This is a genomic window from Actinomadura chokoriensis (assembly GCF_039529475.1).
Taxonomy (GTDB): Bacteria; Actinomycetota; Actinomycetes; order Streptosporangiales; family Streptosporangiaceae; genus Spirillospora; species Spirillospora bangladeshensis.
The window spans coordinates 146,050-158,903 of the sequence record NZ_BAAAMW010000004.1; the positions used below are offsets into that span (position 1 = coordinate 146,050).

General features: G+C 72.3%; 13 protein-coding genes. 10 read left to right on the forward strand and 3 right to left on the reverse strand.

Annotated elements, in window-relative coordinates:
• Nucleotides 1-38 precede the first annotated feature (38 nt).
• From ABFX46_RS11280 to ABFX46_RS11295, 4 genes are read left to right on the forward strand one after another with little or no spacing between them, the layout of a single operon-like run.
• Nucleotides 39-1,262, forward strand: coding sequence for a 4-hydroxybenzoate 3-monooxygenase (locus ABFX46_RS11280; protein WP_346041699.1), 1,224 nt, complete (start codon nt 39-41; stop codon nt 1,260-1,262).
• Nucleotides 1,259-2,035 carry a 2-keto-4-pentenoate hydratase gene (locus ABFX46_RS11285; protein WP_346041700.1) on the forward strand — a complete coding sequence of 259 codons (777 nt, stop codon included), beginning with the start codon at nt 1,259-1,261 and terminating at the stop codon, nt 2,033-2,035. Before ABFX46_RS11280 ends, ABFX46_RS11285 begins: the two co-directional genes overlap by 4 nt.
• Nucleotides 2,019-3,002: an ABC transporter substrate-binding protein gene (locus tag ABFX46_RS11290; protein ID WP_346041702.1), complete on the forward strand. Its 984-nt coding sequence runs from the start codon at nt 2,019-2,021 to the stop codon at nt 3,000-3,002. The genes ABFX46_RS11285 and ABFX46_RS11290 overlap by 17 nt, the downstream gene beginning before the upstream one ends.
• A complete protein-coding gene (locus tag ABFX46_RS11295) occupies nt 2,983-3,879 on the forward strand; it encodes an MBL fold metallo-hydrolase (RefSeq protein WP_346041703.1) in 897 nt (298 codons plus the stop codon). The genes ABFX46_RS11290 and ABFX46_RS11295 overlap by 20 nt, the downstream gene beginning before the upstream one ends.
• A 61-nt stretch (nt 3,880-3,940) precedes the next feature.
• On the opposite strand, the gene ABFX46_RS11300 is transcribed toward ABFX46_RS11295, so the two are convergent.
• A complete protein-coding gene (locus tag ABFX46_RS11300) occupies nt 3,941-4,927 on the reverse strand; it encodes an ABC transporter substrate-binding protein (protein WP_346041704.1) in 987 nt (328 codons plus the stop codon).
• 124 nt (nt 4,928-5,051) lie between these two features.
• Here ABFX46_RS11300 and ABFX46_RS11305 point away from each other — a divergent pair, with 124 nt between their 5' ends.
• Complete coding sequence (locus ABFX46_RS11305; protein WP_346041705.1) at nt 5,052-6,674, forward strand: amidohydrolase; 1,623 nt, start codon at nt 5,052-5,054, stop codon at nt 6,672-6,674.
• A gap of 130 nt (nt 6,675-6,804) precedes the next feature.
• Here ABFX46_RS11305 and ABFX46_RS11310 read toward each other — a convergent pair whose 3' ends face one another.
• Complete coding sequence (locus tag ABFX46_RS11310) at nt 6,805-7,509, reverse strand: FadR/GntR family transcriptional regulator (RefSeq protein ID WP_346041706.1); 705 nt, start codon at nt 7,507-7,509, stop codon at nt 6,805-6,807.
• A 254-nt stretch (nt 7,510-7,763) separates the two neighbouring features.
• Here ABFX46_RS11310 and ABFX46_RS11315 point away from each other — a divergent pair, with 254 nt between their 5' ends.
• From ABFX46_RS11315 to ABFX46_RS11325, 3 genes are read left to right on the forward strand one after another with little or no spacing between them, the layout of a single operon-like run.
• The gene (locus ABFX46_RS11315) at nt 7,764-8,606 is read left to right on the forward strand and encodes an ABC transporter permease (RefSeq protein WP_346041707.1); all 843 of its coding nucleotides are present in this window, start codon (nt 7,764-7,766) and stop codon (nt 8,604-8,606) included.
• Nucleotides 8,603-9,373 (forward strand): ABC transporter permease, encoded by a 771-nt coding sequence (locus tag ABFX46_RS11320; protein WP_346041708.1) that lies wholly within the window; start codon nt 8,603-8,605, stop codon nt 9,371-9,373. Before ABFX46_RS11315 ends, ABFX46_RS11320 begins: the two co-directional genes overlap by 4 nt.
• Nucleotides 9,373-10,197 carry an ABC transporter ATP-binding protein gene (locus ABFX46_RS11325; RefSeq protein WP_346041709.1) on the forward strand — a complete coding sequence of 275 codons (825 nt, stop codon included), beginning with the start codon at nt 9,373-9,375 and terminating at the stop codon, nt 10,195-10,197. The genes ABFX46_RS11320 and ABFX46_RS11325 overlap by 1 nt, the downstream gene beginning before the upstream one ends.
• A gap of 101 nt (nt 10,198-10,298) precedes the next feature.
• On the opposite strand, the gene ABFX46_RS11330 is transcribed toward ABFX46_RS11325, so the two are convergent.
• Nucleotides 10,299-10,607, reverse strand: coding sequence for an ArsR/SmtB family transcription factor (locus ABFX46_RS11330; protein WP_346041710.1), 309 nt, complete (start codon nt 10,605-10,607; stop codon nt 10,299-10,301).
• Nucleotides 10,608-10,687: 80 nt separating this feature from the next.
• Here ABFX46_RS11330 and ABFX46_RS11335 point away from each other — a divergent pair, with 80 nt between their 5' ends.
• Nucleotides 10,688-11,764 (forward strand): flavin-containing monooxygenase, encoded by a 1,077-nt coding sequence (locus ABFX46_RS11335; RefSeq protein ID WP_346041711.1) that lies wholly within the window; start codon nt 10,688-10,690, stop codon nt 11,762-11,764.
• A gap of 83 nt (nt 11,765-11,847) precedes the next feature.
• A complete protein-coding gene (locus ABFX46_RS11340; protein ID WP_346041712.1) occupies nt 11,848-12,774 on the forward strand; it encodes a Rieske (2Fe-2S) protein in 927 nt (308 codons plus the stop codon).
• Nucleotides 12,775-12,854 lie beyond the last annotated feature (80 nt).

Genomic DNA, 12,854 nt, shown 5'->3' on the forward strand with positions numbered 1-12,854 from the left:
CACCCCCGCCTCGCGCCGCCCGGTGCTCAGGGAGAGACATGGAACGAACACAGGTCGCCATCATCGGGGCGGGCCCGGCGGGCCTGCTCCTCGGCCGGATGCTGGAGCTCGCCGGGGTCGACGCGGTGATCCTGGAGCACCGGACCCGCGCCTACGTGGAGGGCCGGATCCGGGCGGGCATGCTGGAGGACCGCACCGCCCGGCTCCTGGACGAGCTCGGCCTCGCCGACCGGATGAACCGGGAGGCGGCCGTCCACCACGCGTTCGAGATGCGCTTCGACCGGCAGCGCTACCGGATCCCGATGGCGGAGCTGACCGGCGGCTGCACCGCCGTGATGTACAGCCAGCAGGAGATCGTCCGGGACGCGATCGAGGCGCGGGTCGCGTCCGGGCTCCCGCTGGAGTTCGACGTCGACGACGTCCGCCTCGACGGCGTCGACACCGACGCGCCGAAGGTGCGCTACCGCGCGGCGGACGGCACCGAGCACGTCCTGGCCTGCGACTTCATCGCGGGCTGCGACGGCTTCCACGGGGTGTCGCGCACGTCGATCCCCGCCGGGGTGCTGACGTCGTACGAGCACGACTACCCGTTCGCCTGGCTCGGCGTGCTCGCGGACGTCCCGCCGTCCACGTTCGAGCTGATCTACGCGTGCCACGAGCGCGGGTTCGCCCTGCACAGCATGCGGTCGACCGAGGTCAGCCGCTTCTACCTCCAGGTCCCGCCGGACGAGGACCTGGCCGCCTGGCCCGAGGACCGCATCTGGAGCGAGCTCCGGACGCGGCTCGGCACCGACGACGGCTGGACGCTCGCCGAGGGCACCGTCACGAAGAAGAGCATCACCGCGATGCGCAGCTTCGTGGTGGAGCCGATGCAGTACGGCCGGCTGTTCCTCGCCGGGGACGCCGCGCACATCGTCCCGCCGACGGCCGCGAAGGGCCTCAACCTCGCCGCCGCGGACGTCCGGCTGCTCGCCGACGCGCTGTGCACCTGGTACGAGTCCGGCGACGCCGCCGCCCTCGACCGGTACTCCGACGACGCGCTCCGCGGCGTCTGGCGCGCGCAGCAGTTCTCGCGCTCCATGACGTCGCTGCTGCACCACAACCCGAGCAGCCCGATGGAGTGGCGGCTGCAGCACGCCGAGCTGAAGCACGTCTGCACGTCCGAGGCGGCGATGAAGAACTTCTGTGAGAACTACGTGGGATATCCGCCGGTCGGACGCATCCACCGGCGCGGCTCCCAGACGGAGAAGGCCACCACATGACGACGGACACCGGTGCACTCGACCTGGCGGCGGAACGCCTGGACACCGCTCAGCACACCGCCACCGCGGTCGAGCAGCTCCCCGCCGGGCTCACCCCCGCCGACGCGTACGCGATCCAGGACGCGGTGATCGCCCGCCGCCTCGCCCGCGGCGAGCGTCCGGCCGGGCTCAAGCTCGGCTTCACCAGCAAGGCGAAGATGGCGCAGATGGGCGTGTCCGAGGTGATCGTCGGACGGCTCACCGACGCCATGCGCGTCGAGGACGGCGGCGAGGTCGCGCTCGGCCGCTTCATCCACCCGCGCGTCGAGCCCGAGGTCGCCTACCGCATCGCCCGCGACGTGACCCCCGACGACGACGAACTGCCCGTCGACGCGGTCGCGCCCGCGCTGGAGATCATCGACTCCCGGTACCGCGACTTCCGGTTCAGCCTGCCCGACGTGATCGCCGACAACGCCTCGTCCGCCGGGTTCGTCGTCGGGCCCTGGCGGCCGCTCGGCGCCGACCTGGGCGACCTCGCCGTCCGGCTCACCGTCGGCGGCGAGGTCGTCGAGACCGGCTCCACCTCCGCCATCCTCGGGCACCCCGACCGGGCCCTGCCCGCGCTGCTGGAGATCGCCCGCCGCCAGGGCATGCCGCTGCGGGCCGGGGACGTCGTCCTCGCCGGCGGCGCCACCGCCGCGGCCCCGTTCCCGCCGGGCCGCGTCGAGGTGGACGTCGCCGGTCTCGGCACCGCGTCCGTGAGGGGAGTGGGGACAGATGCTCAACAGGCGTGAGGCCCTCCCGGCCATCGCCGGGCTGGTCGCGCTGTCGGCCGCCGCGCTCGCCGGCTGCGGGTCCGGCTCGTCCGGGACGAGCGCGGACGCGTCCGGGATCACCACCGTCAAGGTCGGCGTCATGCCGATCGCGGCCCTCGCCCCGCTGTACCTCGGCGTGCGGAAGGGCGTCTTCGAGAAGCACGGGCTCAAGCTGGAACCGCAGGTGACGCAGTCCGGGGCGGCGATCGTCCCGGCGGTCGTCAGCGGGCAGCAGCAGTTCGGCTTCGGCAACCCGGTGACGCTGATGACGGCCCGCGACAAGGGCCTCCCCATCACGATCGTCGCGCAGGGATCGGAGGCCGGGCCGGGGGAGTCCAAGGACTTCGAGGGCGTCATCGTCGCCAAGGACAGCCCGATCCGCACGCCCGCCGACCTCGCCGGGAAGACGATCGCGGTGAACGCGCTCAACAACATCGGCGGCCTGCTGATCTCCGGCGCGCTGCAGAAGCAGGGCGTCGACCCGAAGACGATCAAGTTCATGGAGATCGGCTTCCCGGACGTCAACGCGGCGCTCGCCGCCGGCCGGGTCGACGCGGCCTACCAGACCGAGCCGTTCCTGTACCAGGCGAAGCAGTCCGGGGACCGGGTCGTCCTGCACCAGTACCCGGCGCTCGCCGACCGGATCACGATCGCGAACTACTTCACCGCCGAGCAGTTCGCGAAGCAGAACCCGAAGGTCGTGAAGGACTTCCAGGCCGCGATGAACGAGTCGCTGGAGTACGCGTCCGCGCACCCGGACGAGGTCCGCACGATCGTCACGACGTTCACGAAGATCCCGGCGGAGGCCGCCGCGAAGATGACGCTGCCCGGCTGGAGCGCGACCCTGGACCCGAAGGCCAACGGCCTCGACCTGGTCGGACGCCTGGCGCACGAGGCCGGCCTCATCAAGCGGCAGCCCGACTTCGGTGAGCTCATTGCGTCGTGACCCGGAGGCCGCGGCGGACCGGTTGGACGGGCGTGCGCTCGCGGACGCCCGCGTCCGCAGGCTGAGCACCCGGGTGCTCGCGATCGAGAGCGAGGCGGCCGGCGCCGCCAACGCCGGCATCGTGATCGGCGACGAGCGCGTGCTGCTGTTCGACACCCGCGTCACCCCCGCGTACGGGGAGGAGTTCGCACGGACCGTCGTCGAGGCGACGGGCGCGCGGGTGGAAGAGCTCATCGTCGTGAACTCGCACTTCCACGGCGACCACGTCTTCGGCAACGGCGCGTTCCGCGGTGCGACGATCGTCGCGACCGCGTCCACGCAGGCCGCCGAGCAGCGCGAATGGGCGCGCCAGGTCGAGATCTTCGAGCGGCTGCGCCCGCACCAGGCGCAGGACATCCGCGGCGGCGCCAAGGTGACCCCGACGATCGGGCTGACCGGGCCGGCGCGCGTCGAACTCGGCGGCGTCGACGTCGAGTTGACCCCGATGGGCCCGGCGCACACCGAGGGCGACCTGGTGCTGACCGTCCCGGACGACGGCGTGTCCTTCGTCGCGGACCTCGCGTTCAACGGGCACTGGCCGTCGATGTGGAACGCGGACGTGCGGGGCTGGCTGCGGGCGCTGCGCGACCTCGGCCGCACCGCGGCGCCGATCGTGGTGCCCGGCCACGGCCCCGCCGGCGGTCCGGGCGTGTTCGGCGACATGGCCGCGTGCCTGCGGTTCCTGATCGCGCTCGAAGCGGCGGGCGGCGAGGACGAGGAGGCGGCGGTCGCCGCGTCCCCGTTCGCCGAGTACCTGCATCCGGCGCGCGTGGCGGAGGGGCGGCTGCGCGTCCGGGAGCAGATGTCGGCGGAGCTGCGCCGCGAGGCGGCCGTCTAGGTCTACGGCACAACGCGAAAGGCGGGCCGGACGTCGCCGTCCGGCCCGCCTTCTCGTCATGTCAGCCCTTCGGCTCCTGGATGAGGTCGTCCAGGCCGACCGGCTTCTCGATGAGCTTGTACTTCTGCGTCAGCCGCACCAGCTCCTCGATCGAGTCCCGCTGGAACGTGGTCGGCCAGGCGATCATGTTGATCTTGGCCGCCTGGTCGGCGGGGATCTTGGCGTAGGAGGGCAGGATCTTGCGGACCTCCTCGGGGTGGGCGTTGGCGTACTCCAGCGACTGCCGCACCGCCGCGTCGAACCGCCGCACGACGTCCGGGTTGCTCTTGGCGTAGGCCTCCGAGGTGAAGTACGAGGCCACCGCCAGGTTCGGGTGGGTCTCGGCGTAGTTGTTCAGGACGGACCGGGCACCGCGCTCCTGCAGCGAGGTGACGAACGGCTCGCACTCCCAGGCCGCGTCGATGCGGCCCGTCTCGACCGCCGTGACCATGTCGGGGAAGCCGATCTCGGTGAACTTCACGGCCTCCGGGTCGACGCCCTTCTTCTCCAGCGCGGCGCGGATCGTGACGTCGCCGATGTTGTTGAGCGTGTTGACCGCGAGGGTCTTGCCGGTCAGGTCCTTGACGTCGCGGATCTTGCTGTCCTTCGGGACGAGCACCTGGCACGCCTTGTTGTTGTCCGGCGCGATGCCGACGCCCGGCGTGATCGCCTGCAGCGGCACGCCCTTGCTCTTGGCGATGATCAGCGACACGTTGTTGGAGAACCCGAACTGGTTGCTGTTGCTGACGACGGCCGGCACGATCGCCGCGCCGCCCGCGGCCAGCTGCGGCTCGACCTTGAGCTTCTGGGCGCTGAAGAACCCCTGCCGGACGCCGAGGTACAGCGGGGCGACATCGGTGATCGGGATCAGGCCGACCTTCACCGTGGTCACGCCGCCGGCGTCGGTCGTGCCGGAGGCGCCCCCCGAACCGCACCCGGCGGCGGCCACGCCGACCGCGAGCGCCGCGAGGCCCACCCGGAGTCGACGCCGTCGAATCGTTCCCATCATGGCTTCACTCCTCTGAGCGGAGACGCGGCATCAGGCGCCGCTTAAGGTCGAACGATTATCATCATTATGATTCACCAGTCAACGGTGTCGCCAGGTCGAACCGCCCTGATAACGTACAATCGTTATGAGGAATCATGCAGACGACCACATCGTCCGGGCCGGCTCCGTCATCACCATGGACGCCGCGCGGCCGCGCGCGGAGGCGCTCGCGGTCCGCGGCGGGCGCATCGCCGCCGCCGGCTCGCTCGGCGAGGCCCGCGCCGCGCTCGGCGAGCACGCGCCGGTGCTGGACCTCGGTGACGCGACCGTCCTGCCGGGGCTGATCGACACCCACATGCACCTGCTGTGGACGGGCCTCGCGCACGTGCTGCTCGACCTGGCGGGCGAGCGCAGCATCGAGGGCATCGTCCGGGCGACGCGCGCCTGGGCCGACGCCCACCCCGAGGCCCCGTGGGTGGTGTCGTCCGACGGGTGGGAGATCGAGGACGTCGCCGAGCGGCGCCTGCCGACGCGCGAAGAGCTCGACCGCGCCTGCCCCGACCGTCCGGTGCTGATCCTGCGCTGCGGCCACGAGGGCGCGGCGAACTCGGCCGCGCTGGCCATCGCCGGTCTCACCGACGGCACGCCGGACCCGCCCGGCGGCCGCCTCGGCCGCGACGGGGCGGGGCGCCTCACCGGCGTGCTGATCGAGCCCCCGGCGATCGAGCTGGTGCGCCGGCACATGCCGCCGCAGGACGACCGGACCCGGCGCATCGGCATCGCCGCCGCGGCCGAGCAGGCCCTCGCCGCCGGCCTCACCTCGGTGATCGAGCCGGGCCTGCGCACCGAGGAGCTCGCCACCTACCAGGGCATGAACGAGGACGGCGAGCTGCCGCTGCGGGTGACCGCGATGCCGCTGCTGGTCGCGGGCGCGTCCGTCGAGGACGAGATCGCGCGGCTGTCGGGCATCGGCGTCCGGTCGGGCTTCGGCGACGACCGGCTGCGCCTCGGCCCGGTGAAGGTGTTCCTGGACGGCGGCGGCTCGCTCGGCACCGCCTACCTGCGCGAGCCGTGGCCGGGCCGGTGCGGCGACCACGGCCAGCTGCTGCTCGACCCCGACTCGATGCGCACGCTCGCGGCGGGCCTGGTGGGGCACGGCTGGTCGCTGGGCGTGCACGCCGTCGGCGGCGGGGCGCTCGACCTGCTGTTCGACGTCCTCGACCACGCCGACCGCGTGGCCCCGGTGAAGCCGCTGCGCTGCCAGGCGATCCACGCGTACCTGACGCCGTCCGAGCAGAACATGGCCGACGCCCGCCGGCTCGGCGTGGTCGTGGCGACGCAGCCGACGATGCAGGAGCAGTTCGCCGACCGGCTCATCTCCCAGCTCGACCGCGCGACCGCCGCGTCCGCGACGCCGCTGGCCACCTGGCACCGCGCGGGCGTCCGGCTGGCGGGCGGCTCGGACTCGCCGGTCACCCCGTTCCAGCCGCTGCGCGGCATCTGGCAGGCGGTGACCCGCCACCACGCGCCGAGCGGCGGACCGCTGGGCCCCGACGAGCGCCTGGACGTGGACGCCGCCCTGCGGATGTACACGTCCGACGCCGCCTACGCCGCGTTCAACGACCACGCGGTCGGCGTGCTGCGTCCCGGCATGCGCGCCGACTGGGTGGCCCTGGGCGCCGACCCGACCCAATGCCCCCCACACGAGCTACGCGACGTACCAGTACTGGCAACCGCAGTAGACGGCGCCCTACACCACCAAACCTGACCCACCCCACCCCACCCGCTTCGTTGATCTGCGGCGTGTTGTTGTTATGAGCGCCTCCATAACAACAACACGCCGCAGATCAACGGGATGGGACGGGTGGGCGGGGCGGACGGGGGAGGGGAGGGCGGGGTTAGGAGATGACCGAGGTCGGGGGGCTGTGGCGGCGGACCGCGCGGCGGACTTTCGCGGCGTCCTGGGACTCGACCGCGTCCACCAGCGCCACGTGGGCGCGGAAGGTCTTGCCGGCGGTGAACAGCTCGTCCGAACTGACGTGCTCGATCTCGTTCTCGATCATGTCGAGCATCGTCGTGTAGATGACGCGCAGCACCACGTTGGGGGTGATCTCCGCCAGCCGCCGGTGCACCGCCCAGTTGGCGCGCAGGAACTCGGCGGCGTCGGTGCGCTGCTCGTCCATGTGCTCCAGCAGCTCGCGCAGCTCCGCGAGGTCCTCGTCGGTGCGGTGCGCGGCGGCCTCCATGAGGATGGGCTCCTCCAGCGCGTCGCGCACCGCCAGGCACTGCGCGCTGGTGATCCCGTTCTCGCGCAGGCCGAGGATCAGGTGGTTGATGCGCACGTGGCCCGGGGTGCGGAGGGTGAACAGCCCGCCGCCGGGGCCCGGCTTGGCCGACACCACGCCGCGCGTCTCCAGCAGCCGGACGGCCTCGTTGACGGTCCCGACCGCGACGCCGTACTCCTGGCGCACGTCCTCCTTCGTGCCGAGGCGGCTGCCGTCCGGCAGCGCGGATTCGATGATCTTTCGCTCGATCTCGCGGGCGATGGCCTCGGCGCGCGACAGCCGCCACTCGGTGCGGTCGGTCTGCTCGGGACGACTCAACGGGTGCTCCCCAGGTAGGTCGGGTCGGATAGCGGCCGGTCAGCGAGCACGCAGCCGGGAGCCACCATGCCTTGACAGATAATCATCATGCTTAATACCGTCATTATAGGGCTTGATCGCGACCCTGCCGCGGCAACCCTGCCATGCGAACGGTCCGCGGTGTTGCGACTCGCCGCGACGCGCACCGCGCGTGGCCAGGGTCGGCCGACCCACCGATGCGGATGCGGCGGGGCCGTACCCGGAAGGAGTTCCCGTTGACCCGGACCTCGACCTTGTCGACGTCAGTCAGTCCCGGAGCGAGACGGCGGCTCCAGCTATCGCCGAAGTTCACCGACGCGCTGCTCGGCGCCGCCGGCCTCCTGGCGGTGATGGCCGCCCTCGAACTGGCCACCGTCGCCGGGCTGCTGCCGGAGCGGACGTTCCCGCGCATATCCAGCGACCTGCGGCAGCTCGCCGAGCTCGCCGGCGGCGGCGAGCTGTGGACGGCGGTCGGCCACACCCTGCAGGGCTGGGCGATCAGCTTCGGCCTCGCCGTGGTGATCGCCGTGCTGCTCGGCATGGCGATCGGCTCCAGCACCGTCCTGCACGCGGCCACGACCGCGGTGATCGAGTTCCTGCGGCCGATCCCGTCGGTCGCGCTGATCCCGCTCGTCGTCCTCGTGCTCGGCACCGGCCTGCAGAGCAAGATCTTCCTCGCCACGTTCGCGGCCGCCTGGCCCGTCCTCATCGCCACCATCTACGGCATGAAGGACGTCGAACCCGTCGCCCTGGAGACCGCGCGCTCGTTCCGGGCCCGCCCGCACGACCGGCTGCTGTCGGTGGTGCTGCCGAGCGCCGTCCCCTACATCGCCACCGGGCTGCGCGTCGCGTCCACCACCGCGCTGATCCTCTGCGTCACCGCCGAGCTGGTGATCGGCGCGCCCGGCCTCGGGCAGGCGATCACGGTCGCGCAGGCGGGCGGCCAGTACGAGCTCATGTACGCGCTCATCATCGCCACCGGGCTGCTCGGCGTGCTGCTGAACCTCGTGTTCGTCGCGATCGAGAAGCGGCTGCTGCGGTGGCATCCGTCCCAGCGAGCCCAGGAGGTCGTCCAGTGAGCCGCCGCACGCTGCTCCTCGCCGTCCAGATCGCGGCGCCCGTCCTCGTCCTGCTCGGCTGGGGGCTGTGGTCGGCCGGCAGCGCGAACATCTTCTACCCGCCGCTGACCAAGATCCTCTCGGTCTTCCGGGAGACGTGGCTGTTCGACCGGGTCGGCTCGGACGTCGTCCCCAGCCTGACGAACATGTTCTCCGGCTTCGCGCTGTCGATCGCCATCGGGGTGCCGCTCGGCGTCCTCATCGGCCTGGTCCGCAAGCTCCGCACGGCGCTCGCACCGGTCATCGAGTTCGTCCGGGCGATCCCGCCGCCCGCGCTGATCCCGTTCGGCATCGTCGTGCTGGGCGTCGGGACGGGCATGAAGGTGTTCATCATCCTGATGGTCGCCCTGTTCCCCGTCCTGATGCACACCATCGACGGGGTGCGCGGCGTCGAGCCCGGCCTGCTCGACAGCGCCCGCGCCTACCGCGTCAGCCGCCGCGACCAGCTCCTGCACGTCGTCCTGCCGGCCGCCGCGCCGCAGATCTTCGCGGGGGTGCGCGTCGCGCTGTCGCTCTCGCTGATCCTGATGGTGATCAGCGAGATGGTCGCGAGCACCCGCGGCATCGGCTACTTCATCCTGGAGGCCCAGCGGACCTTCGCGATCCCGGAGATGTGGTCGGGGATGGTGCTGCTCGGCATCCTCGGCTACCTGTTCAACCTCGCCTTCGCCACCATCGAGCGTCGCGCGCTGCGCTGGCACCACGGAGCACGAAAGGGAGCATCTTGATGACCGACGGAGCGCCGATGCTCGAGGTCGACGGCCTCGGCAAGGTCTACGGAACCGGCGACCAGGCGGTGCGGGCGATCGACGAGATCAGCTTCACCGTGGCGCGCAGCGAGTTCCTGTGCGTGGTCGGCCCGTCCGGCTGCGGCAAGACGACGCTGCTGCGCTGCCTGTCCGGGCTGATGCCCGCCACCAGCGGCCAGGTCCGCGTGGAGGGCCGCCCGCTCGACCGCACCCCCGAGGATATGGCGATCGTCTTCCAGGACTACAGCCGGTCGCTCTTCCCGTGGATGACGGTGGAGGAGAACATCGCCTTCCCGCTGCGGCGCAAGCGGCTGGACCGGAAGAAGAAGCAGAGCCTCATCGCCGACTCGCTGTCCGCCGTCGGCCTCGCCGACGCCGGCAAGCGGTACCCGTGGCAGCTCTCGGGCGGCATGCAGCAGCGCGTCGCGATCGCCCGCGCCCTCGCCTACGAGCCGCAGATCCTGCTGATGGACGAGCCGTTCGCCTCCCTCGACGCGCAGACCCGCGCCGACCTGGAGGACCTCACCCTCAAGCTCCGCCACGACTACGGCGTCACCGTCGTCTTCGTGACGCACGACATCGACGAGGCGGTCTACCTGGCCGACCGGATCATCGCCCTGACCCCGCGCCCGACCCGCGTCCGCGGGATCATCGAGGTCGACCTGCCGCGGCCCCGCGACCAGCTCACCACGAAGGAACTCCCCGAGTTCGCCCACCTGCGCGGCCAGGTCTACCGCCAGGTCCGCCAGCTCGACGAGGAGGGCACCCCGGCCTCCGCGTCCGCGTCCGCCCACAACTCCTAGCCCGGTCGGGGTGCTCCACTCCGGAGCGCCCTGCCGGGACGGCGACGGCAGGTGCTGCCGCGCGGTGCGGCGGTGGCCGGCAAGCCGATTGTCCGGCCCGGTCAGCCGGGCGGGCAGCAGGTGCTCAGGTAGGTCCGGAGTTCGGTCAGCGACCGGTCGATGGCGCGGGCGTCGATGCCGTAGTAGACCTGCTTGCCCTCCCTGCGGGAGGTCAGCAGGCCGCCGCGCCGCAGCAGCGCCAGCTGCTGGGAGGCCGTCGGCTGCGCGATGCCCAGGCGCTCGGCTACGGTGCCGACGGTCAGCTCGATCCCGCCGGCGAACAGCTCCAGCATCGCCTGCCGCTGCTCGCTCGCCAGCGCCTTGAGGAACTCGCGCGCCCCGGCCCCGAGCCGGGCCTCGGCTTCGGCCACGACACCCCCTCCATCGCAGGGCAGCCTACGCGTCCGCTCGACATATTGTTATATTGCGAAATGATGATATGTTGCGCCGCATGACCGCACGCACCGCGCCACTGCTCGTCATCGGCGGCGGACAGGCCGGACTGTCCACCGCGCACACCGCCCGCACGCTCGGCCTGGCCCCCGTCGTCCTGGAGGCCGGGGACCGGCCGGCCGGCTCCTGGCCGCACTACTACGACAGCCTCACCCTGTTCTCCCCGGCGCGCCGCAGCGCGCTGCCCGGCTCGTCCTTCCCGGGGAACCCCGACCGCTACCCGGCGCGCGACGAGGTGGTCGCCTACCTGGCCGGCTACGCCGCACGGCTGGACGCCGACATCCGCACCGGCCACCGCGTCGAGCGGATCACCCGTACGGAAGGCGTGTTCGAGGCCGTCACCGCCGCCGGGGACGTGGTCGCGGCGCCCTTGGTGATCGCCGCGACGGGCGCGTTCAGCCGCCCGCACCGTCCGCCGCTCCCGGGCCTGGACGCCTTCAGCGGGACGGTGCTGCACGCGTCCGACTACCGGCGTCCCGAGCCGTTCGCCGGGAAGCGGGTGGTGGTCGTCGGCGGCGGGAACTCGGCGGTGCAGATCGCGATCGAGCTCGCCGCCGTCGCCGACGTCACGCTGGCCACCCGGCGTCCGCTCCGCTTCATGCCCCAGCGCATCGCGGGCCGCGACGTCCACATCTGGCTGTGGCGCACCGGCCTGGACACCGCCGGCTGGGCGCGTCCCCTGCTGGCCGGCGGCAAGGCGACTCCGGTGATGGATACCGGTACCTACCGGACCGCGATCGCATCGGGGAACCCCGACCGGCGTCCCCTGTTCGTCCGGCTGGACGGCGAGGACGCCGTCTGGGAGGGCGGCGTCCGCGAGCACGTGGACGTGGTGCTGCTCGCCACCGGATACCGGCCCGACGCCGGCTACCTGGCCGGGCTCGGAGCCCTGGACGAGCACGGGACGCCCCTCCAGCGCGCCGGCGTCTCGACCACCGTCCCCGGCCTCGGCTACGTCGGTCTGGAATGGCAGCGCTCCTTCGCCTCGGCGACTCTGCGCGGCGTCGGCGCCGACGCTCGCCACGTCCTCACCCGTCTTCGCAGGGCGGCGGGACATGCCGGCACGGGCGCGTGACCGGTCGCGCGCGGGGTGTGGTTTTGAGGGGGCCTGGGGGGATAGGAGCGGACTAAATGATGTCTGCCCTGGGGGAGGCCGGGATGAGCATGCCGCAGAGAATGGTGCGTCGGCTGGAACGGACGAAGGCGCTCGACGGGGTCGCCAAGCCGGTGAGCAAGGCGGTCCAGGCGGCGGTACGGCCGCGGCTGATCCGCAACCTGCTCAGCGGGACGAACCTCGGCCATCCGCTGCATCCGTCGCTCACCGACGTGACGATCGGCGCCTGGACCATGGCCGGGCTCCTGGACGCCGTGGGGCGCCGCGAGGACGAGATGGCCGCGGACATGCTGGTGGTGACCGGGATCGCCTCCGCCGTGCCGACCGCCCTCACCGGGCTGAACGACTGGTCCGACACCCTGGAGGGCGACCGCCGGGTGGGGTTCGTCCACGCGACCGTCAACACGATGGCGCTCTCCCTGTACACGGCGTCGGCCATCATGCGCGCCAAGGGCGACCGGACTACGGGCAAGGCACTGGGCTACGCCGGGTTCGGCGTCATGTCGGTGGGCGCGTACCTGGGCGGGCACCTGTCGTTCGTCAAGGGCGTCAACGTCAACCACACCGCCTGGCAGGAGGGCCCGGAGGACTGGACGCCGGTGATGGGCGCGGACGAACTGACCGAGGGCCGGCACCGCGTGGTCGACGCGGCCGGCGTGCAGGTCCTGCTCCACAAGATGGACGGGAAGGTGTACGGCCTCGCCGCCACCTGCAGCCACATGGGCGGCCCGCTCGGCGAGGGCACGTTCGAGCAGGGCTGCGTCACCTGCCCGTGGCACGGCAGCACGTTCCGGTTCGCCGACGGCAGCGTCCGGCGCGGCCCGGCCAGCACCCCGCAGCCCTGCTACGAGACCCGCATCGAGGGCGGCCGCATCGAGGTGCGCCTCGCCCCGACGGGCATGCCGAAGGACAGGCACCAGAAGCACGCCACCCGGACGAACCGCCGCGTGCTCACCCGCATCCCGTCCTGACGCCCCGCCCCGGTGGCCTGATCTGGAGCCGCTCACCGCCCTGACGGTCGCGCGAACGGCCCTTCCGCGGCCGGACGGCG

Bases quoted from the DNA above. Each gene is read 5' to 3' on its own strand.
- ABFX46_RS11280 (WP_346041699.1), top strand. From the start codon at position 39: ATGGAACGAACACAGGTCGCCATCATCGGGGCGGGCCCGGCGGGCCTG.
- ABFX46_RS11285 (WP_346041700.1), top strand. From the start codon at position 1,259: ATGACGACGGACACCGGTGCACTCGACCTGGCGGCGGAACGCCTGGAC.
- ABFX46_RS11290 (WP_346041702.1), top strand. From the start codon at position 2,019: ATGCTCAACAGGCGTGAGGCCCTCCCGGCCATCGCCGGGCTGGTCGCG.
- ABFX46_RS11300 (WP_346041704.1), bottom strand. From the start codon at position 4,927: ATGATGGGAACGATTCGACGGCGTCGACTCCGGGTGGGCCTCGCGGCG.
- ABFX46_RS11305 (WP_346041705.1), top strand. From the start codon at position 5,052: ATGAGGAATCATGCAGACGACCACATCGTCCGGGCCGGCTCCGTCATC.
- ABFX46_RS11325 (WP_346041709.1), top strand. From the start codon at position 9,373: ATGACCGACGGAGCGCCGATGCTCGAGGTCGACGGCCTCGGCAAGGTC.
- ABFX46_RS11335 (WP_346041711.1), top strand. From the start codon at position 10,688: ATGACCGCACGCACCGCGCCACTGCTCGTCATCGGCGGCGGACAGGCC.
- ABFX46_RS11340 (WP_346041712.1), top strand. From the start codon at position 11,848: ATGAGCATGCCGCAGAGAATGGTGCGTCGGCTGGAACGGACGAAGGCG.